Origin of the sequence: Bifidobacterium bombi DSM 19703 (assembly GCF_000737845.1) — a bacterium.
In the GTDB taxonomy this organism is placed as follows: domain Bacteria; phylum Actinomycetota; class Actinomycetes; order Actinomycetales; family Bifidobacteriaceae; genus Bifidobacterium; species Bifidobacterium bombi.
Window position 1 is genome coordinate 900069 of sequence record NZ_ATLK01000001.1, and the last position, 19568, is coordinate 919636.

15 protein-coding genes are annotated in these 19568 nt (G+C 58.1%); 3 read left to right on the forward strand and 12 right to left on the reverse strand.

All coding sequences use genetic code 11. The annotated features are described in order from the left end of the window. Positions 1-114: 114 nt before the first annotated feature. The 4 genes from BBOMB_RS03375 to BBOMB_RS07535 are packed head-to-tail and all read right to left on the reverse strand — an operon-like array spanning position 115 to position 2938. A complete protein-coding gene (locus BBOMB_RS03375) occupies positions 115-429 on the reverse strand; it encodes a hypothetical protein (RefSeq protein ID WP_044093274.1) in 315 nt (104 codons plus the stop codon). Next, on the reverse strand, positions 416-1123 hold the full coding sequence (locus BBOMB_RS03380) for an ABC transporter ATP-binding protein (RefSeq protein WP_238549873.1): 708 nt from the start codon (positions 1121-1123) through the stop codon (positions 416-418). Before BBOMB_RS03380 ends, BBOMB_RS03375 begins: the two co-directional genes overlap by 14 nt. Then, on the reverse strand, positions 1120-2208 hold the full coding sequence (locus BBOMB_RS03385) for a peptidoglycan-binding domain-containing protein (RefSeq protein WP_044087165.1): 1089 nt from the start codon (positions 2206-2208) through the stop codon (positions 1120-1122). Before BBOMB_RS03385 ends, BBOMB_RS03380 begins: the two co-directional genes overlap by 4 nt. Before the next feature lies 1 nt (position 2209). Further along, positions 2210-2938 (reverse strand): hypothetical protein, encoded by a 729-nt coding sequence (locus tag BBOMB_RS07535; protein WP_152570122.1) that lies wholly within the window; start codon positions 2936-2938, stop codon positions 2210-2212. Positions 2939-3609: 671 nt separating this feature from the next. On the opposite strand from BBOMB_RS07535, the gene BBOMB_RS03395 reads away from it, so the two are divergent. The 3 genes from BBOMB_RS03395 (at position 3610) to BBOMB_RS07540 (ending at position 8038) form a co-directional block, all read left to right on the forward strand. Continuing rightward, positions 3610-5130, forward strand: a complete 1521-nt coding sequence (locus BBOMB_RS03395) for an MATE family efflux transporter (protein WP_081867384.1) — start codon at positions 3610-3612, stop codon at positions 5128-5130. 341 nt (positions 5131-5471) lie between these two features. After that, a complete protein-coding gene (locus BBOMB_RS03400) occupies positions 5472-6941 on the forward strand; it encodes an ABC transporter permease (protein ID WP_044087164.1) in 1470 nt (489 codons plus the stop codon). Beyond that, on the forward strand, positions 6938-8038 hold the full coding sequence (locus BBOMB_RS07540) for an ATP-binding cassette domain-containing protein (protein ID WP_052377415.1): 1101 nt from the start codon (positions 6938-6940) through the stop codon (positions 8036-8038). Before BBOMB_RS03400 ends, BBOMB_RS07540 begins: the two co-directional genes overlap by 4 nt. Before the next feature lies 1 nt (position 8039). Here BBOMB_RS07540 and BBOMB_RS03410 read toward each other — a convergent pair whose 3' ends face one another. The 8 genes from BBOMB_RS03410 to efp all read right to left on the reverse strand — a co-directional run bounded on the left by BBOMB_RS03410 (position 8040) and on the right by efp (position 19484). After that, complete coding sequence (locus BBOMB_RS03410) at positions 8040-8813, reverse strand: HD domain-containing protein (protein WP_044087354.1); 774 nt, start codon at positions 8811-8813, stop codon at positions 8040-8042. A 207-nt stretch (positions 8814-9020) separates the two neighbouring features. Further along, the gene (locus BBOMB_RS03415) at positions 9021-11663 is read right to left on the reverse strand and encodes a KUP/HAK/KT family potassium transporter (RefSeq protein WP_081867266.1); all 2643 of its coding nucleotides are present in this window, start codon (positions 11661-11663) and stop codon (positions 9021-9023) included. 166 nt (positions 11664-11829) lie between these two features. After that, entirely contained in the window at positions 11830-12786 is a 957-nt protein-coding gene (locus tag BBOMB_RS03420; RefSeq protein ID WP_044087163.1) for a TatD family hydrolase, read from the reverse strand. Then, positions 12783-13157, reverse strand: coding sequence for an ASCH domain-containing protein (locus BBOMB_RS03425; protein ID WP_044087162.1), 375 nt, complete (start codon positions 13155-13157; stop codon positions 12783-12785). Before BBOMB_RS03425 ends, BBOMB_RS03420 begins: the two co-directional genes overlap by 4 nt. A gap of 93 nt (positions 13158-13250) precedes the next feature. Beyond that, positions 13251-16628, reverse strand: a complete 3378-nt coding sequence (gene carB, locus BBOMB_RS03430) for a carbamoyl-phosphate synthase large subunit (RefSeq protein ID WP_044087161.1) — start codon at positions 16626-16628, stop codon at positions 13251-13253. After that, positions 16628-17908, reverse strand: a complete 1281-nt coding sequence (gene carA / locus BBOMB_RS03435; RefSeq protein ID WP_044087160.1) for a glutamine-hydrolyzing carbamoyl-phosphate synthase small subunit — start codon at positions 17906-17908, stop codon at positions 16628-16630. The genes carB and carA overlap by 1 nt, the downstream gene beginning before the upstream one ends. Before the next feature lie 179 nt (positions 17909-18087). Continuing rightward, a complete protein-coding gene (nusB, locus tag BBOMB_RS08440; protein ID WP_081867267.1) occupies positions 18088-18729 on the reverse strand; it encodes a transcription antitermination factor NusB in 642 nt (213 codons plus the stop codon). A gap of 188 nt (positions 18730-18917) precedes the next feature. Next, the gene (gene efp, locus BBOMB_RS03445) at positions 18918-19484 is read right to left on the reverse strand and encodes an elongation factor P (protein ID WP_044087159.1); all 567 of its coding nucleotides are present in this window, start codon (positions 19482-19484) and stop codon (positions 18918-18920) included. Between the last annotated feature and the right edge of the window lie 84 nt (positions 19485-19568).

Consider the following 19568-nt stretch of genomic DNA (forward strand, 5'->3'; position numbering starts at 1 on the left):
TGAGCCCGAATTTGGCCGCCACGTTCTGCGAAAGCCATATTCCGCCGCCCGATCCACGGGAACCTGTTCCACCGGTGACGATGTCAATGAACCCCGGCGACACCTCATAGGTGTTCACAGGCGAGTTCTGAGCCAACGCAAAGCGCAGCGGGTCGACCTTGCGCAAGGCCCCTGCCCCCTGCACGGCGGAACCGCTGCGCATCGAGCCGCATGAGCGAGGATCCACCTGGCCTTCGGCTTGATGAAATAGGCGTTCGACAGACTGCTGCGATAGGCGTCGGCCTGCTGTTCGATACCCCACACCTGCCGCATGTCCAGGCCGGCGCACGCAAGGATGACGCACGACAACATCACTATCAGCGTCACGGGCCTCGTCATGCCCGTCGTGACGTTACGAAACGCCTCACCCGCACTGTCACGCAACCGCATGTGCACCGCCTTCCGCATCGGCCAGAGGCATGAACCGTTCCAGATCGACGACCGCATCGCACGCTTTCCAGACGAACGGGTCATGCGTGGCCACGATGACGGCCATACCCCGCGAGGCCAGCAAGGACAGGCTCTCACCGACCTGGCGGGCGGAACGCATATCGAGCTGGGCGGTCGGCTCATCCACCAACAGCAGGTCCGGAGCGCAGCAGATGGCACGAACCAGCATGAGTCGCTGCGCTTCGCCGCCGGAAAGATCGCAGAATCGGGAATCGACCTTTGCGGCCAAGCCGAAGTCGTCGAGGAGCCCAGCCGCCTGCTCCTGTGCCAGGGCGCGTGGCACGTTTCGCGCGATGATCGGAAAGGATGCTATGTCAAGCACAGTGCGGTAACACGGCCCATAGGGGTTCTGGAACACCCAGCAGATGCGTGCACCGCGAGGGACCTCCACGGTGCCCAGCGTGGGCTTGTCCCATCCTGCTATGAGCGAAAGCAACGTAGACTTGCCTGAACCCGATGGTCCCGTGACAGCAAGGAGCTGGCCTGCGGCTACGTCGAAGCTGACATGTTCATACAACAGCGCTGTTCCAGGGAAACGATGGCCCACGTCGCGTACCTGCACCATCGTGGACTGTTCGCCGCGCGTTGCGCTGCCATCGCGAGGGGCCACAGCGTTGCGGGCACCGAACCTCACTGCTTCACCTGCCTCACCGGGCATGATTTTGCGGTAATCGCCGTGCCTAAGTTGACCGAGCTGATGGGCTTGTCGGACGCTGCCATGACGAAGCCTCCGTTGGACCCCATGACGGTGATCGACCGTACTTCGTTGCCGCTTTGTACACACGCGGAATTGCCTTGGAGAGCGAATACGGCTCCTACAGGTATTTTCATGGCCTGCACAGGTTTCTGTAAAAGCAGCTCGGCATCGGCTCCTGCGTTCAGCGCGTCTTTATTGGCCGAAATCGCGGCATACCCAGGCGTGGACGCCACGGCAGCGAGAAATGCGGTATCACGACTCACACCCTCGGAATCGATGGGCCCCTGCTTGCCATACACCTGGACCACGTGACCGTCGGAAGCGACCCCTCCGGGCATCTTCTGTATGCGCACAGCACTGAGCGCTCCCTTGACACTTCCCAGATCCGCCGACGCTTCTACACCTGGGGAAGGCTTCCAGCCCACCACCTGAACCTGCTGCGCCGGGAGCCACACCAGGTACCTTATGTCAAGATTTCCCTGAGGATCCGCGATTCCTATCTTGCGCTGCAACTGAAGCAATGCCGCACGCAATGAGGCATCGAACACCGTCGGCGCATACGACCCCACCGCATAGCCAAGCCTGCTCAGCTCGGCGCGCAGGGCAGCGACGTCATTGCCCTTATCCCCCACCCGCAAATCACGGTAGAACGGGAGGGAACTGAAAAGAGCCAGCACAGGAACATCATCGACGCTGAACACCGTGGAACCCGAATCGATGGCCCCAAAGTCCTTGAAGGCGCTGGATGTCACAGTTCCCGACCCCTTCCATGTCAGCGGCGAATCCGGCACGATATCGAACGACACTTTGACCGGATGGGAGTCCGTGAACTGCTCCGAACCGACCGCAGCACGGGTGTCGGGCTGCGCGGCGGACAGAGAATCAGGCGTATACCGGTACGACAGGAGCAGCCCTACCGCACAGCCGCCTACCACAAGGGCGGCCACCAGTATGACAGCCAGTACGGCCGCAGGTGCTGAAAACCTGCGTTTGCCCTTCGACATCAACGCACTCTTGTTCATCTTATTGCACATCATCAGAGCCTGTAAATTCGACACTGCCGAGACTGAGACAGAAGCGCGCCTGCGCACCCTGCTGCCCATCGACGGGGAAACCAAACAAATCGCGCAACGCTCCTTTATACTGATGCGAATTCAACGTATCGGCAGCCTCCTTGAACTTGGCCGCCGTGTACGACTTATCGACGATCTTGGCATCGATAAGGCATTGCGCCGCTATGATACTGCTATCCTTGTAGCGCTCGGGATTGTCCTGCTGCTCCCTGAAGGCCGCTTCGATCTCCTTTGTGGTATGCTCGGAGCACTTGTTCGACTGCTTGAACCAGGCGTCCACGTTCATGTTCGGATCGACCGTATCTGCGCTTTTATAGACCCCATCAGGCATCTTCGTATCCCGCTCCGTGTAACCGGCGTTCGCCATGCATTCCATGTATTTGTCATGCGCGCTCTCATAATCTGATTGCTCCATATGCCCCGACTTGGCGGCACGTGTGAACACATCACGCTCGAAGGCATCGAGCTGGTCACCCTGCTGGTCAAGTTCCGACTGAAACAGCTCCTTCAACGACTCCACACGTTCGGCACTGCTCTTCTCCTGAGCAAAGGAAACGCTCGACGAGGAGCCCTCGGAATGAACCTTGCCCGACGTAGTGGATCCGCAGCCACTGAGCAGCAGTACCGTTAAGGCGCCAGCCATCACTGCCTTCAACACGCAACTAGCTTCCTTTAGCATTGTATCTCCATTAATCAGGTCGTCCTCGTTTCTCTAGGCATAGCCTGGAGAGACGAGGATATGAATAACAAATTTATGCAGTAAGCAATCGTTCCTTATCGAACATAGTAATCGTGCCTTACAGGATGATCCCACGGCCTCCCATATGCGTGTGCACTCGAGGTTGTATTCCGTCTCCAGCCTGTATCAGATCTATTACTACCGACCTGGGCATAACTACGCCCTGATGTGCCTCCCTGCACGCTAGTCCACGCCCAAGCCTCCATCCAAGCAGGATTATGGAGCGTAGTTCCCGAATTTGCGGACCACGAAGCAGAAGCTGACGGTGCCAATGCAACACCAAGACTGAGCACCGCGGCTATAGAAGCTACTGAAGCAACTAATTTCTTTTTCATTGTTACACCTCTCTTCATTAAAAGGCAATAATATGATTACCACAAACAACCCGCGGTGTTTAAATTATAGATTATATACTATATGTATGTCAACTTTTATTTCTACAGTCAACAGAATAAGAGTATCAGGTTTAAGGAAATGGGATAGCAAAACATCGCTCGCCCGTCATGTGGGAACTTTCTCTACGGACATAACACGTACCGGTAGATTTGATATAGCATTTTCCAGTCACACAGCGAATAACAGAATCGAGCGATGAATCTATGACCGAATCCATGGAGCGCCGTGGGGAGCACAACACAGCCGAAACCGCCGGGGACATCGGAGTCAACGGGGACACCACCGACAACGGCGGTACTACAGGAGACACCACGGATGAAGGCATCGGCTCACCTACCGGCAACAGTGACATCAACAACGACACCGCCGGCAACAGCAACGACAACGATCGAATCGACAGGACGCAACGCAGGCAGATCGGACGGCAGATAGCAGCGCTGGCCATCCCCACATTCGGCCAGCTGATAGCCGATCCACTTTTCGTGCTCATCGACACTGCCGTGGTCGGGCACATCGGCAGGACGGCGCTGGCGGGTCTATCCATCGGCAGCACTGTGATCCTGACCGCCGCCGGGCTGTGCAACTTCCTGGCATACGGCACCACCTCGTCAGTGGGCAAACTCATGGGCGCCGGGCACAGACGACGCGGGTTCCAAGCGGGCATGGACGGCATGTGGCTCGCCTTCATCATCGGCATGGTGGTTTCGGCGCTGCTGTTCGGCTTCGCCACTCCGATCTGCATCGCCATGGGAGCCAGCGGTGAGGTGCTCACCCAGGCCGTGTCATACCTGAGGGCCGTCATCTTCGGCCTTCCCGGCATGCTGCTGGTATACGCGGCGAACGGCATCTTCCGCGGACTGGAGAAGGTGCGCATTACCCTCGTAGCCGCCGTAGCCGGAGCCGTGTTCAACACCGCTTTGGACTTCCTCTTCGTGTTCGGTTTCGGCTGGGGCGTGGCCGGCTCGGGGCTGGCCACCTTCGCGGCGCAATGGTTCATGGGCATCTTCCTGACAGTGCCGGTACTCAGGTGGGCCCGCCAATGCGGAGCCAGCCTCAAACCCCGCCTATCGGGCATCGGCAGCGTCGCCGGGGACGGAATCCCACTGTTCGTGCGCACCCTCGCCCTACGTGTATGCATGGTGGCTACGGTGGTGCTCGCCACCCACATGGGCACCGCCGTTCTGGCGGGATATCAGGCAGTGAATTCAAGCTGGAACTTCGTGCTCAACATGCTCGACGCCATCGGCATCTCCGGTCAGGCGCTCGTGGCCGTCGAAATCGGGGCGGGTCACAGGCGCCGCGCAAAGGGCTTGACATCCATCGCCGCTCGCGCCGGTCTGTGGGGCGGCATCGCCATCGGAGTCGCCCTTCTTGCCTTCGGCGCACTTTCTGCTCCCCTGTTCAGCCCCGACCCTCAAGTGCAGGTCCTCATACGGGCCGGCATCGTCGTCGTGGCGGTGATACTTCCGCTGTCCGGATGGATGTGGGCCCTTGACGGCATTCTCATTGGTGCCGGCGACTACACCTATCTGGCGGTTACGTGCCTTACCATCACCGGAGTCTACCTTCCTGCCGTCCTGATGCTGGGCTGGGCGCAATCCCGATGGCATCTTGACGGCACTGTCTCAATGGTGCTCCTTTGGGCCGTCTTCGGCGCAGTGTTCATCGGCGGAAGGTCCATCGCCAACGGGCTGCGCACACGTACGGATCAGTGGATCCATCAGATATCCCAGTAAACGAGTCGGACCTCCGTGACCAGCGACGCAGACAGCGAAGTGGACACAGTCCGCCCCGACCGCGACTGCTTGCCTGCGATGACCTTCGCCAGCCATCCCTGCTATGACGGAATCCCAGGAATTGGCACACAGGACGATCGATTCACGTCAATCGGATGACCGTCTGGGGCACGAATCCGATCCGAGTGGCTCCCCCGCCGATTTCCAGCTTTCTCACAGATCATTTGGTACAGTGATATACATCATATTGCCCATGGCACAGCTTAGACTGGTCAAGGTTCAAGACAGACAACGCCCGCATCGGACGGGCGAGGACAACGTCCTAGGAAACAGGAGCGCACATGTTCGTGTTCACAAGTGCATGGTCCACCATAAAACGGCACAAATGCCGCACTTTGCTCATCATGGTGGTGAGTGCGGCGGCCATATTCAGCGGAGTATTCAATCAGGCTCTCAGCGCCGAGAACGACGAAGCCGTGCATGGAACCGGTTATCAGCTGCTTCAACCGACCGCCGTGATCAGACCCAACGACTCGAAACTCGCCCGGCGCAACGGCGCAAATTCGGATATAACCAAGGATTACCTGCCGTACGCGCAATATGCCGCTTATGCTTCCGACCTTCAGCAGATGCAGATCCAACCACAATTCGTCTTCACTGAGTATCTGCCGGCACGGCAGACGGGATCGGTAAAAGCCATACCGGGCACGGAGGACCAGAGCAGCGACAAGACGGGTGGCGAGTTCACCGTGGTCGGTTTATATGATCCCAACGGAGTCAATATCAACCACGCCGGAAAATTCAAGGTGGTCCAAGGCAGGAGTCTCGACTTCAAAAAACCCGGCAAGCAGGATGCACTGGTTTCACAGGCACTGGCACAGAAGAACGGTCTCACGGTAGGAAGCACCTTCAAGGTGGGCAACGCGACGAGCGCCGATACCTCATACGAACTGAAGGTCAAAGGCATCTATGCATACACTTCGGAGCCGCTGGAAGGTAAGGCGGGACGCACGAAACTGGCGAAGGAGAACCGTGACAACGCGATCTACGTTTCACCGGCGTTCCCCCAACTCGCTGATGAAAACGTGGTGAACGGCAAATCCACAGGATGGCAGACTCCCGAATTCGACATCGGTTTCACACTGCAGAGCGTGAGCGAGTATGAGACGTTCAAAAAAACCATCAACCAGGTCGGCATCCCGAAAGGGTTCAAGATCACTTCTCCGACCATCGATGAGTACATGACTTCCATACAGCCTCTCAAGACCCTCGCATCAAGGTTGAGAAACGGAACGAACCTGACCTACATCGTCACCGGAGTCCTCCTCGCGCTGCTGGCTCTATGGAATTTCACACACCGCCGGGACGAAATCGCGATGGATATGATCGTCGGCCGCACCAAGGCGAACATCGGCACACAGTTGATGCTCGAATTCATGCTCCCGGCTCTCACCGGCCTTGCCGTAGGGGGAATCGCGATACTGCTTGCCATCAAGCCGATGGGCAAGGCGCTCACCAAGGGCCATGCCATACCGCTCGTCTCCGATTGCTGGATTCCCATGTGGTACGTGCTGGGAGCCATAGCCGTGTTGTCGTTCATGGCTTACATTCGCCTCGCCTGTGCACGTCGGAATGCGCTGTTCGACACCCGAATTCCGCCTGAAGACAGAAAGGGTCAGCCCACAATTGAGCGACACAATGACGATCGAGCAATGGACGACGAATCTTCGGAAGACGGAAAAAGGAACCCAAAGACCAAACACGTCGGTGAATCACAAAACGACGGCGTTGAGCAGGAGGCCGGTCGATGAACCCCAATGGTAACGACAACAAGCTCACGAAGACAACGGACAACATCGAAGACATCCGGTATTCGATCGTCTATGACGATGAAGGCAAGCTGGACATCACTTCCGATGACACCGTTGAATCCGGCGCTCGCGAGGATGACATCCATCTGCCCGAGGCCAATAGCGTCATGGGCGAGAAGGAAAGCGATGAACACACCAGCTCGCAAGCGGTGCGCAACCTCGACGTCTTCGCTGATACGCAGTTGTACGGCAATCTGTCGGGCGATCTCGACGCACAGAGCGATCAAGACGAGTCTGATGAGCCCGGCGACGACTCAGAGGACACCGTGGGGCGAACCCAGGCGAATGGACACAAGAACGAGACCGATGTCATCGACTATGTCCATGAAAGGGAGGAAGACGAAGAAGGCTTTTCCCAGGCCGCGTCCTTATTGCTGCGCTCCTATCCGGCCATGAGCTTCGACCATGTGACTTCGATCAATCACAAGACGGGCAGGAGGGTGCTTGACGATCTGCAGCTGACCTTTGAGGAGGGAACCTTCTATGCCTTGAAGAACGCAGACGATGAGCAACGCAGGGCATTCCTGCAAGTGGCCACAGGCTTCAGAGTTCCTGACAGCGGGCAAGTGATGCTCAAGAGCGCAGGATTGATCGATCTGGGCGACAACGAGATACGCGGTCATCGAATCGGCCTGATCACGCAACGATACAGCATATGGCCGGAGCTTGATGCCATCGGCAACATCGAACGGACGATGAAATCAAGCGGACGGACCTTCCTCGAACCGATACCTGAAATCGCGCACCGCCTGCTGAAGACCGTGGGATTCGATCAGGCGGTCACCGGTCTGCCACTCCGCCAGGCGAGCGAACTGAACCTGCGCAGGGCGTGCATCGCGCGTGCGGTCTGCTGCGACGCCAATGTCATCATCGCGGACGATCCAACCGGTGGGCTAAAGGATGACGAGCAGGAAGCCGTTCTCCTATCGTTGGCGCAGATCGCCCACGCAAAGGACCCCAAGAGGTGCGTCATCATCCTCACCGACGATCCCATCGACATCGACACGGCCGATGAAACTCGGAGTTTCGAACGGTGAGCTAACGCTCCAGGTTCATCCGGAATCGCCGCGCCAGGGCTGGAATGTCCGGTACGCCATAACGCCGCACCAACGCAAGCCATGCCTGTTTGTTGGCGTTTCCGTAGCGTGCGGCTTTTCTTGCATACGCATCCGCGGTGAGAAAGCGCGGAGGGATCGACTTACTGTTGTATTTATCAGCCACCATCACCACTTCCTGTTCACGATTCGCCGGTGAGTAATCGTCGGGTGGCAACGGCAGGTTCTGGGCGACGACCTGCTCGCGCGTGAGACCGACACCCGTGTGGTTACGCGCGAACTGGGCGATGGACTCGTCCACGCCATGACTGAGCAGCCATCGATATCCTCGCAATCCGTGCAGGATATAGTTCGGACCGTCGAATGTGACGGGACCGCCATCGCCACCGTCGTTGCGCAGGACCAGGTACGTACCGATGTCATGGAGCAGAGCTCCCGTTACGGCAAGATTCTCGTCAAGCGGACCGGATGGCGCAACGCCGCCTTCGACATCTTCATCAACCGGCATGGAACCATCCGGAACACGGCCTTCCACCTCGGGGACCCGTGGATGGGATTGAGGTGTTCGGGCCTCCTGAGCCAAGCCGCTGCAAATGAACAAAGCGTTCTGATGTCGCACCAACTGCCTGGTGATTGTGGCCACTATGACGCAGTGGGTATGAATTAAATCGTAGGCCGCCGACGAAGGGGCAATCAGCCTGTGCAATTCGTCAGCCTGTGCGAGGGTAGGAACATAGGAAACACGGTCTTCAGTCATGTAACCATTGTAGACATCAATCGAGTGATTGTTTTCCTCCACCACCCCACAGCGCGCCGCGAACGGCCGTGGACACGCATGTCTCGGAGCCGGTAAACCCCGATACACACGCACCATGAGAACACATGAAGTGCACCACGACGATTGTCAAGGTCATGAGCAAAGATTCGGGCTCACGAAGCCGGCTGTAAGATAACAGCGGGGAACCTACTGCTTGACCTTGCCTTTGGCCCCAGGTCGCACGGCCCGTCGCTGCAGACGCGGAGGACGCTTGGTGGACACGAACAGAGGCTGGGTCTCGATCATGGGATTGTAAGGAGCCAAGCCGAACCACTTGACCGGAGAACCGGCAAGACGTCGTATGGAATACTTCATCCTCAATGAGAACGCCTCACGGGTCGTGATCTTGGATTCAGGCATCAGAGCCTTGTGCAGCAACACGTAACGCACGGTACCGATATCCGGGTCGGCATCCACCTTGGGGTAGACGGATTTCTGCCTGGGCAACTCCCCCGTCGCGGAAAGATCGTGCATCACCTGGTGGATGTAGGCAGGGATGGATTGAGACACCTTGAACCCAAGACGAATCCTGACGCGGAAGATGTAGTCCGTATCGAAATCCTCCACCGAGTATTCGCGAGTGAATGGTTCATCGGTAGTCTCCACTGAAACCGCCCACCAAGCACGGGCGCGCTTGGGGTGGTCAGCGAAGATGGAGAAGAAGATATCCGTATCAAGACGCTTCATGTCCGCGTCACTCGTCAGATAGACGATGTTGTCCGCAAAATACGGGATACGGAAATCTTCATGCAGTTTCGACAGTGCCGGGATGAAATCACGCGGCTTCATGTGCCTTCTCTGACTGCGCTCGATCTTCGTGCCGTCGTTCCAAGTGATCATGATAAGGAGAATCACCAGCGTCAGGCACATCGTGAACCAACCGCCGTGAAGGAACTTGGCCATGGACGCCAGAAGAAAGAGCGTCTCGATGGCGATGAACACGATGAAGAACATGGAGGCCAGGAATTTGTGATGATGATTGCTGATGTACACGGTAAGCAACACGGTGGTCGTTATGACCGTGATGTTCAACGCAAGACCATACGCCGCGGAAATATGCTCTGAGTCCTTGAACATGGCAAGCACGGAAAGGGTGGCCACACACAACACCAGATTGACCGTGGGTATGTAGAGTTGCCCGCGGGTGCGAGATGGGTAACGGACCTGAAGATGGGGCATCCAGTTAAGACCCGTCGCCTCAGAAACCATGGTGAACGCCCCCGTAATCAGCGCCTGGGATGCGATCACGCCTGCCGCCACGGAAAGAGCGACGGCGAACGGACGCAACGACGGGCCCACCATCTGGAAGAACGGGTTCACATTGCCCGCGGCAATCAACGCCTTATTGCCTTGATTGCGCAGCATCCACGCGCCCTGGCCGAAGTAGTTGAACATCAGTGCCACGAAGATGAGCGGCCAAGTGAAATAGATGTTACCACGACCCACGTGGCCTATATCGGAGTAAAGCGCCTCAGCGCCAGTAGTGGAAAGAAAGACCGTACCCATCAGGGCAAGGCCAGCCACGTTGTTCCCACTGAATAGGAAGCGTATGCCGTAAATGGGGTTGACAGCCTCGAAAACGCTCCAGTCCCCGCCGAGGTTCGCAATACCTGTGATGGTCAGGAAAGCGAACCACAGGAGGACCACCGAGCCAAACACCTTGCCGATTGATTCCGTTCCGCGGCTCTGCACAGCAAAAAGAATGACGATGATGACCACGGTAATCATCAATGAAAGATTCGCGTTCTCGTGGAACGCCGGCTCAAAAAAAGGAACCGTTCTGAGACCTTCCACTGCGGACGAAATGGATACGGCCGGAGTCAACACAGAATCCGCCAGGAACGCCGAACCGCCTATCATAGCCGGAACCACAAGCCACTTACCATGGTGTCTGATGAGGGAGAACAAAGCGAAAATGCCACCCTCACCTTTATTGTCGACGCGCATCGCCACCAGTACGTACTTGACCGTCGTGATGAGCGTGATCGTCCAAAAGACCAAGGACAGCAAACCAAGCACTGCCTCACGGTTGATGTTTCCCAATCCCCCTTGACCTGAGAGGAAGGTCTGGGCCGTATACAAGGGTGAGGTGCCGATGTCGCCATAGACCACCCCCAAGGTCACAACCGCCATGCCGAATGTCACCCTGTCGGGACTCGCCTGCAACTTGAGCCACCAACGTCCGAGCGGACCATGCGACTTGGTGTGAGCAAGCCTTTCGGCCTCTTCACGCTGCTCTTCTTCCTGTTTGACAAGTACTTCATGCTCTTCCTGCGTCAGAGTGTCATTGGAGACCTTCGGGGCATTGGTGAAGGTATCCGCACGAAGCAGCGCCTCTTTCTCCGCTTTTGCCGACCGCCCCGCCGCCAGGGGCCTTGCGGACTTCTGGGCCCGTTGAACCTTCCTAACTTGAGACGAAACCGGCTGTTGGGAGTTCGTACCTGTTTTCGAATCCGCAGAACGTTTGCCTCCTTCAGTCTTTGCCAATTGTGCAAGTCGTTGGGTGCCGTTGCCGTGAAGGTTGATGACTCCACCTCGCGAACCACTGCGGCCTTGGTTCCGTTTCTTTCCGCGGTCATCCACCGCGGCGTCATCACCTGCATCACGCCTCAAGTCATCATGCCGTGTTCGCGAAGTCGCAGAATCAGGGAATCCGGATTGTAAATCCGGCTTCCCTTTGAAATCTGATTGGTTTTCACTGTAGCCATTCCGCCCGCCAGCAACGTGCTCTTCACCATTCCGAACGCCGTTTTTTGGTCGCGAAGCACCTTCAGTCCCTGACTGTGACATACTTTGCCCTCCAACGCAGAGACCTTCTCTGCGCATTCACTGCTTCTCAGCTCTCTCACACGCTGATTTCAAAACCAACGCCCAAGTTTATATCCACATCCCTATTTTGCAAAACCGACACCTTGCACCATCCAGCCCACGCCTTGAACCGGCAAATCGTCGCCGGCTAAATCCCATAGACAGCGCGGGTTGTACGGCGCGTTGCCGAGGCGACCTCTGCGATGCTGACATCCAACGCATCCGCGAGCGCAGCGAGGGTATACGGGATCATATACGGCGCGTTCGGCCGTCCGCGGTATGGCATCGGCGGAAGATAGGGTGCATCGGTCTCCACCATGATGTGGTCCATCCCGACGATTCTTGCGGACTTCGCAATTTCGTCATTGCCCTTGAAACTCACCGCCCCTGAAAAACTCAGATACCAGCCTTGATCCCGGGCGATACCCGCCATTTGCGAATCACCCGAATAACTGTGGAACACGGTGCGCTCAGGGCTGCCGTCGGCAAGCAACGTCTCGATGACCTCCTCGTGCGCGTTCCTGTCATGGATCTGCATCGGCAGGCCGAGTTCCTTTGCCAGTGCGATATGGGCGCGAAACGCCTCGCGTTGCAGATTTTTGGCCTTCCCACCGGTGCGAAAGAGGTCCATTCCCGTCTCCCCTATGGTCACTACCTCCTTGGGATGTTCCACTGCAAGACGATGGACCTCGGCCAGAGCATCCTCGAAGTCCACGTCGTGCCAAGGCTCGTAGTGCAACGGCAAACCGTCAGGACCGGGATCCCCGTGATGGCCGTGCAACACGGCTTCGTTGGGGTGAATAGCCAAACCCGCATGGACGACTCCCGGATGGTCGAGGGCCATCTGGACCGCAGTGGCAAGGTCCGGCAGTTCGCAGCCCACGTCGATGACACCCACGACCCCCACGCCGGCGGCTTGGGAGAGCATCTCATCGACGGAATACACCGGAACGGATGGCTGTCCACGTTCGATGGCCTGCCTGTTCAGCTCCCGGGCGAACGGAACCACGGAAGCCAAATGAGTGTGGTCGTCAATGACGTCGATGCCGTTAGGCAACGGCGACGGTGCGGGAGCCCATCCGCGCTCTCGATGCTTCTTGCTCATGCCTCCAGTGTAGCCGCACTGAGCGAACCGGGTTGAAGGCTCACGGTAATGGCCAAAGCGCCGTACTTGCGTTCCTGCTCCGGGGTGTATATCCCGTAGGTCTCGGCGACCATCTGTTCCACGCTCTCGCCGCAGACGTCCATATCCGAGGCGGGAACCGACTCGTAGAGCTCGCGGAATGTGGCGAACCGCCTCAGTCCCGTCACAGTGACGCGCACCCTGCGGCTCTCCTGCGGTTCGAGGATGAACTCTATGGTGTCTCCTACGCAGACACGTCTGCGCTTCTCATCGTCAAGTCTGATTTCGACGCTCTTACGTCCAGCCGCGATCGACTCGAACGGTGCGGCATACAACCCCATGGTGTGCAGCATCGATCACCCCCTGAAAACGACGGTACCATTGCCTTACGGCATCTTTGAGTCTTGCAAAGCAACGGTACCGAATCTGAGTGACACCTGATACGACTAGTCCTTCACGCCTCCCGACGCGAACAACTGGCGGGCGTGCTCCTGTATGCTCATCACCTGATAATCGCCGGCCTTGACCGCTTCAACAGCAAGCAGCACAGCCGAGAATTCGGTGACGGTGGTGAACTGCGGAACGTCGGCGGCCACGGCTGCCGAACGTATCGCATAGCCATCCGAACGCGAATCGCGGTTGCTTGGTGTGTTGAGGACCATGTCGACCTGCCCCGCCTCGATCATCTCCACCGGGTTTTTACCCAAAGCGTCGTCGCCGAAACGGTCACGTAAGGCCTGGTCATCGGCCTGCGTGCTCGAAATCTTGCTCACCACGCGAGATTCGATGCCGTACCTGCGCAGCACCGATGCAGTGCCTTCCGTACAGCACAGCGTAAAGCCCAGCTCCTGCAGACGCACCGCAAGCAGCGGAAGCTGACGTTTGTCGGCATCCGCCACCGAGAGAAACACATTGCCTTTCACTGGCAATCCTCCGGCATAGGCAGCAAGCTGGCTCTTTGCGAAGGCATGCGGGAAGTCGCGGTCGAAGCCCATAACCTCACCGGTGGAGTGCATCTCCGGACCCAACAGGGTGTCCACAGACCGCCCGGCTTCCGTACGGAAACGCTTGAACGGAAGAACCGATTGCTTGACCGCCACCTGCTGACCGGAATGCATGGTGCCGCCGTCCCCAACAGGAAGCAGCAGACCGCGCCTGCGCTGATCGGCGACGCTCTCCCCGACCATGATTCTCGCGGCGGCCTTTGCAAGCGCCACCCCGGTGGCCTTGGAGGCGAAGGGAATCGTGCGGGAGGCGCGCGGATTGGCCTCGATGACGTACAGAGTATCGGCCATATAGGCGAACTGCACGTTGAGCACGCCGCGCACACCGCAGCCTTGCGCGATGGCCAAGGTGGCCTTGCGCAAACGCTCGATCTGCCCATCGGAAAGCGTGCTCGGCGGCAACGTGCAGGCGGCGTCGCCGGAGTGCACGCCGGCCTCCTCCACATGCTCCATGATGCCTCCCACATACAGTTCCTCGCCGTCATACAATGCGTCCACGTCGATCTCGATGGCGTCCTGAAGGAACTTGTCAATGAGCAGCGGAGAAGGCAGACGGCCCGACACGACGGTGTCCGACCGTGCCGCCGCAAGCGCGCGGTCCACGTACTTCTTCAGCTGTGCGTCATCATAGACGATTTCCATGCCACGTCCACCAAGCACATAGCTGGGACGCACCAGAACCGGGTAGCCGATCTCGTGCGCGGCAATCTGCGCCTCCTTGTAGCTGAGCGCGGTGCCGTAACGTGGGGCGTTAAGATGCTCACGGCTGAGCACCTCACCAAACAATTCACGGTTTTCGGCCAGATCGATGGACTCAGGGCTGGTGCCCAGAATCGGCACGCCAGCAGCCTTCAACCGCGCGGCGAGCGACAGCGGAGTCTGACCGCCGAGCTGGACGATGACGCCCTTGACCGGACCAAGCCGCGTCTCGGCCTCGTATATCTCCATCACGTCCTCGAACGTGAGCGGCTCGAAATAGAGCCTGTCGGACATGTCGTAGTCCGTGGAGACCGTTTCGGGATTGCAGTTGACCATGATGGTGTCGTAATCCCTGCCAAGCTCCTGCACCGCGTGCACGCAGGTATAGTCGAACTCGATGCCCTGACCAATGCGGTTGGGACCGGAGCCGAGTATGATGACCGCCTCACGTTCGCGAGGCTTCAACTCGCTTTCATCTGCATAGCAGGAATAATAGTACGGCGTCACGGCGTCGAACTCCGCCGCGCAGGTATCCACGGTCTTATAGACCGGTCGCAGACCGTAGCTCTGACGCAACCGGCGTATGGTCTCTTCGCCGTCGTCTCCCAAATATCGCAGATGGGCTATCTGCAGATCGGAGAGTCCGGCGCGTTTGGCCCTGAGTAGCAAGGCCGGCGACAAGGTCTCGGTATAGCGCACCTGCATCGCCGTGCGGTTGATGAGCGTGAACTGCGTAAGGAACCAGGGGTCGATTTTCGTGGCGTCAAAAAGCTGTTCCACGGTGGCGCCACCCCAGATGGCGCGTTGTATTTCCAGATAGCGATTCTCCGTGGGGACGCGCATTGCTTCGAGCAGGCGCCGAACCTCGACTTCATCCGGCTTGATGCCATCCCAGCTGAAGCCCATGTGCCGTTTGTCGATGGAGCGCATGGCCTTGCCTAGCGCTTCTTGGAAGTTGCCACCCAAGGCCATGGCCTCGCCGACCGACTTCATGGATGTGGTGAGCGTCGGGTCGGCTTCGGGGAACTTTTCGAAAGTGAACCGAGGGACCTTCGCAACCACGTAATCGATCGTAGGTTCGAAGCTCGCCGGCGTGGACTGCGTGATGTCGTTGCGTATCTCGTCAAGCGTATAGCCCAAGGCCAGTTTCGTGGCGATCTTGGCGATCGGGAAACCGGTGGCCTTGGAGGCCAGCGCGGAGGAGCGTGACACGCGTGGGTTCATCTCGATGACGATGATGCGACCTGTGTCCGGGTTGACGGCGAACTGGATGTTGCAGCCGCCGGTATCCACACCGACACCACGGATGATGGCGATGGCTATGTCGCGCATGTGCTGGTATTCACGGTCGGTCAAGGTGAACGCGGGCGCCACGGTGATTGAATCACCGGTGTGCACTCCCACGGGATCGACATTCTCTATGGGGCAGACCACTACGACGTTGTCCTTGCGGTCCCTCATGAGTTCGAGCTCATACTCCTTCCAGCCTTCGATGCCCTCCTCTATCAGGACTTCATTAGTAGGAGAGTAATGGATACCGGCCCCGGCGATGCGGTGCAGCTCCTCCTCATCGTGGGCGATGCCCGAACCCAGACCACCCATGGTGAAACTCGGACGCACCACCACCGGATATCCCAGCTTCGCGACTATGGCATCGACCTCATCAAGCGTATGGGCCACATCGGAACGAGCGGATTGCGCTCCCGCCGCTTCGACGACTTTCTTGAACTGCTCGCGGTCCTCACCGCGGTCGATGGCTTCAAGCGACGCTCCGATAAGTTCCACATGATACTTATCCAACACTCCCGCCGCACCGAGGGCCTCCGCGGCGTTGAGAGCCGTCTGCCCGCCAAGAGTCGGCAACAGCGCGTCGGGACGCTCCTTGGCGATGATGCGCTCGAGGATGTCCGTGTCGATCGGTTCGATATATGTGGCGTCCGCCATTTCCGGGTCGGTCATGATGGTGGCTGGGTTGGAGTTCACCAGAATCACCCTGATGCCCTCCTCACGGAGCACCCGGCAAGCCTGGGTTCCTGAATAGTCGAACTCGGCGGCCTGCCCGATGACGATGGGACCCGACCCGATGACCATGACCGAATGAATGTCGTTGCGTTTCGGCATCAGCGTTCTCCCCTGTCGTTTTCGTCTGTCTGTTCACCCTTCACATTGCGCTCCATAAGTTCGATGAACCTGTCGAACAGATACGAGGCGTCATGCGGACCCGCAGCCGCCTCAGGATGATACTGCACCGAAAAGGCCGGGATATCCAGGCACTCGAGTCCCTCGACCACGTCGTCGTTCAGGTCAACATGCGAGACCCTGACACGGCCGTAGCGTCCGTTGCCATATGGGGCCTTGACTGGTGCCCCAGCACGCCCGTCCTGCGGCACGTCGACGGCGAAGCCATGGTTGTGAGCGGTGACTTCCACTTTGCCGCTCGTCAGATCCATGACCGGCTGGTTGACGCCACGGTGGCCGAATTTCAACTTATACGTATCGAATCCCAACGCTCTGCCGAGCAACTGATTGCCAAGGCATATCCCGAAGAACGGGTAGCCCGCGTCAAGCACCTGGCGAAGCAGAGACACTTCGCCGTCGGCCGTGGACGGGTCTCCTGGACCGTTCGAAAAGAACACGCCATCGGGTTGAAGATCGCGAATCCGATCCAAGGCCGTATCCAAAGGAAGGACGTGCACGCGGCAACCACGCTCCGCAAGCCTGTGCGGCGTCATCGATTTGACGCCGAGATCCAGCGCCGCGACCGTGCACCTAGGTGCTTTGCCTTCCCAATCCCCGCAGGGTTCCACCGTATAGGCTTCATCCGTGCTCACCTCTCCGGTCAAATGGGAACCACTCATCGCGGGCGAGTCGCGCACGATTTCAAGCAAGTCACGAACATCCCTCAGCTCCGGTTCATCCGTCTGTGCATCCTTACGAAGCAGGGCCGGACCAGAAAAAACGCCGGCCCGCATGGCACCCGCCTGACGCAGATGCCGCACGAGACGGCGTGTATCAATCCCCGAAATCCCGACGATTCCTTGATCGCGCAGATCACTGTCCAGCGAACGTTTGGCCCGCCATGAGCTCACACAGGGGCTAGGCTCACGAACCACATAGCCTGCCACCCATATTCTGGCGGATTCACCATCTTCATCATTGACCCCGGTATCGCCTATATGCGGGAAGGTCTGCACCACAATCTGCCGGTCATAACTGGGATCCGTCAATGTCTCCTGATACCCCGTCATACCCGTGGTGAAAACGATTTCTCCGGTTACTTGACCCAACGCGCCGTATGAGTCACCCTTGTACACTTCCCCGTCCTCAAGAACAAGAATGGCGGGAGAACTGCTTAGAGAATGACAACCGACTGCATTGGCCTTGGTGTCATAAAGATTCACCTGTACCCCTTTTTGCAGTGGACATTCTACGAAAGTATACCGGCATGTATGGATGTACGCCACCGCGAAGAAACGGTGCCTGAGACGGAAATCTCAGACGATACCCTTTCATTTCGGCGTGTCGCCGACATACTGCGGTCGAATGCCACAAGGCACACGCGCCCTCAGCTGCATTCCGCCTATAGTTCGCGTTCAGCCGGCGTGTCCGGCGACTCCGGCGCGGGGATGATTTGCGGGGCAACGGCTGGTTCTGCCTGCACGGTCTGCTCGGGACCATCCCACTGCATCGGCTTGCCATCGCCATGACCACTCACGCCGCCTGAAGTAAGAAAACCAGGTGCGGTCGGAGCATGGAGTGCGGCGTCCTGACGAGCCTGTTGCACACGCGCCGCCTCGGCCTGCCTGATCTGCTCCAAAGCCGCATCCTTGTTGGCACAGATAGCGCTGAGCAAGCCATGAATAAACGCCGGCGAATCATCATCGCTGAGCATCTTGGCAAGCCCCAGGGCCTCATCTATGGCCACCTTGTCGGGCACCTCATCGGTGAACAGAATCTCCCAAGCCGCAATGCGTAGAATGTTACGGTCGACGACGGCCATGCGACGCAACGTCCACTTGGTCGAATACTTGCCCAATACGGCATCGATGTCCGCCTGGTGCTCAGCCACCCCTCGGACGAGGACGACCGCGTACTCCGGCAAAGGCGTCTGTGCACCTGGCTCAGCGATTCTCTCGTCAAGAAGGGAATCGATGTCCTGCCCTTTTTCATCGGCTTCATACAGTGTGTTCAATGCTCGCTTACGAGCGGTGGAGCGTGCCATGCCAATCCTCTCAAACCTAATAATCCAGCTGGTAGCGCCAGCGGTATTTCATTGTCCCCTACCCTGAGTGTCAACCCGCGAGACGTCCTGAAAGCCAAAGGCCCCCGGTCTTCCGAGAGCCTCTGTTCCATAAGGACAAACGTCCATCCGTTTTATCCGACGCACCTCTATCGGCCTACCGGCTTGGGCTAGTTGTTTTCACGTCCGAGGTAGGAACCATCGCGAGTGTCGACCTTGACCTTCTCACCTTCACCGACGAAGAGGGGCACCTGAATCTCGGCACCTGTCTCCACGGTCGCCGGCTTGGTGCCGGCGTTGGCACGGTTACCCTGTACCCCAGGCTCCGTCGAAGTCACGGTAAGGATTACCGATGCTGGAAGCTCGACGCTCAGGGGCGTGCCGTCGTGGAAGCTGACAATGCAATCCGTGCCTTCAAGCAGGTATTTCGACTGGTCCCCGACAAGATCTCTGGGGATGTTGACTTGATCATAAGTAGTCATATCCATGAAGACATAGCTTTCGCCGTCCTCATACGAATATTGGAGATTACGGTTATCGACGGTCTCGAAATCCATCTTCATGCCCGCGTTGAAGGTCTTGTCGACGATCTTGCCTGTAAGCACGTTCTTGATGGTTGTACGCACGAAAGCGGGACCTTTGCCCGGCTTGACGTGCTGGAATTTGGTGACGGTCCAAAGCTGGCCGTCCAGGTTCAATACGGAACCGTTCTTGATGTCATTGGTAGTCTGTGCCACGTTTACTCACCTTATATGTCTTCGAGATTACTGCAGTCTGCAGCTATACCTGATAAAAGCCTCGTCCATTATGCCATCACGCAT

Coding starts and splice junctions, on each gene's coding strand:
- BBOMB_RS03395 (WP_081867384.1), top strand. CDS start 3,610: ATGGAGCGCCGTGGGGAGCACAACACAGCCGAAACCGCCGGGGACATC.
- BBOMB_RS03420 (WP_044087163.1), bottom strand. CDS start 12,786: ATGAGCAAGAAGCATCGAGAGCGCGGATGGGCTCCCGCACCGTCGCCG.
- BBOMB_RS07535 (WP_152570122.1), bottom strand. CDS start 2,938: ATGCTAAAGGAAGCTAGTTGCGTGTTGAAGGCAGTGATGGCTGGCGCC.
- BBOMB_RS03375 (WP_044093274.1), bottom strand. CDS start 429: ATGCGGTTGCGTGACAGTGCGGGTGAGGCGTTTCGTAACGTCACGACG.
- BBOMB_RS03425 (WP_044087162.1), bottom strand. CDS start 13,157: ATGCTGCACACCATGGGGTTGTATGCCGCACCGTTCGAGTCGATCGCG.
- BBOMB_RS07540 (WP_052377415.1), top strand. CDS start 6,938: ATGAACCCCAATGGTAACGACAACAAGCTCACGAAGACAACGGACAAC.
- carB (WP_044087161.1), bottom strand. CDS start 16,628: ATGCCGAAACGCAACGACATTCATTCGGTCATGGTCATCGGGTCGGGT.
- nusB (WP_081867267.1), bottom strand. CDS start 18,729: ATGGCACGCTCCACCGCTCGTAAGCGAGCATTGAACACACTGTATGAA.
- BBOMB_RS03385 (WP_044087165.1), bottom strand. CDS start 2,208: ATGAACAAGAGTGCGTTGATGTCGAAGGGCAAACGCAGGTTTTCAGCA.
- BBOMB_RS03400 (WP_044087164.1), top strand. CDS start 5,472: ATGTTCGTGTTCACAAGTGCATGGTCCACCATAAAACGGCACAAATGC.
- BBOMB_RS03410 (WP_044087354.1), bottom strand. CDS start 8,813: ATGACTGAAGACCGTGTTTCCTATGTTCCTACCCTCGCACAGGCTGAC.
- BBOMB_RS03415 (WP_081867266.1), bottom strand. CDS start 11,663: ATGTCACAGTCAGGGACTGAAGGTGCTTCGCGACCAAAAAACGGCGTT.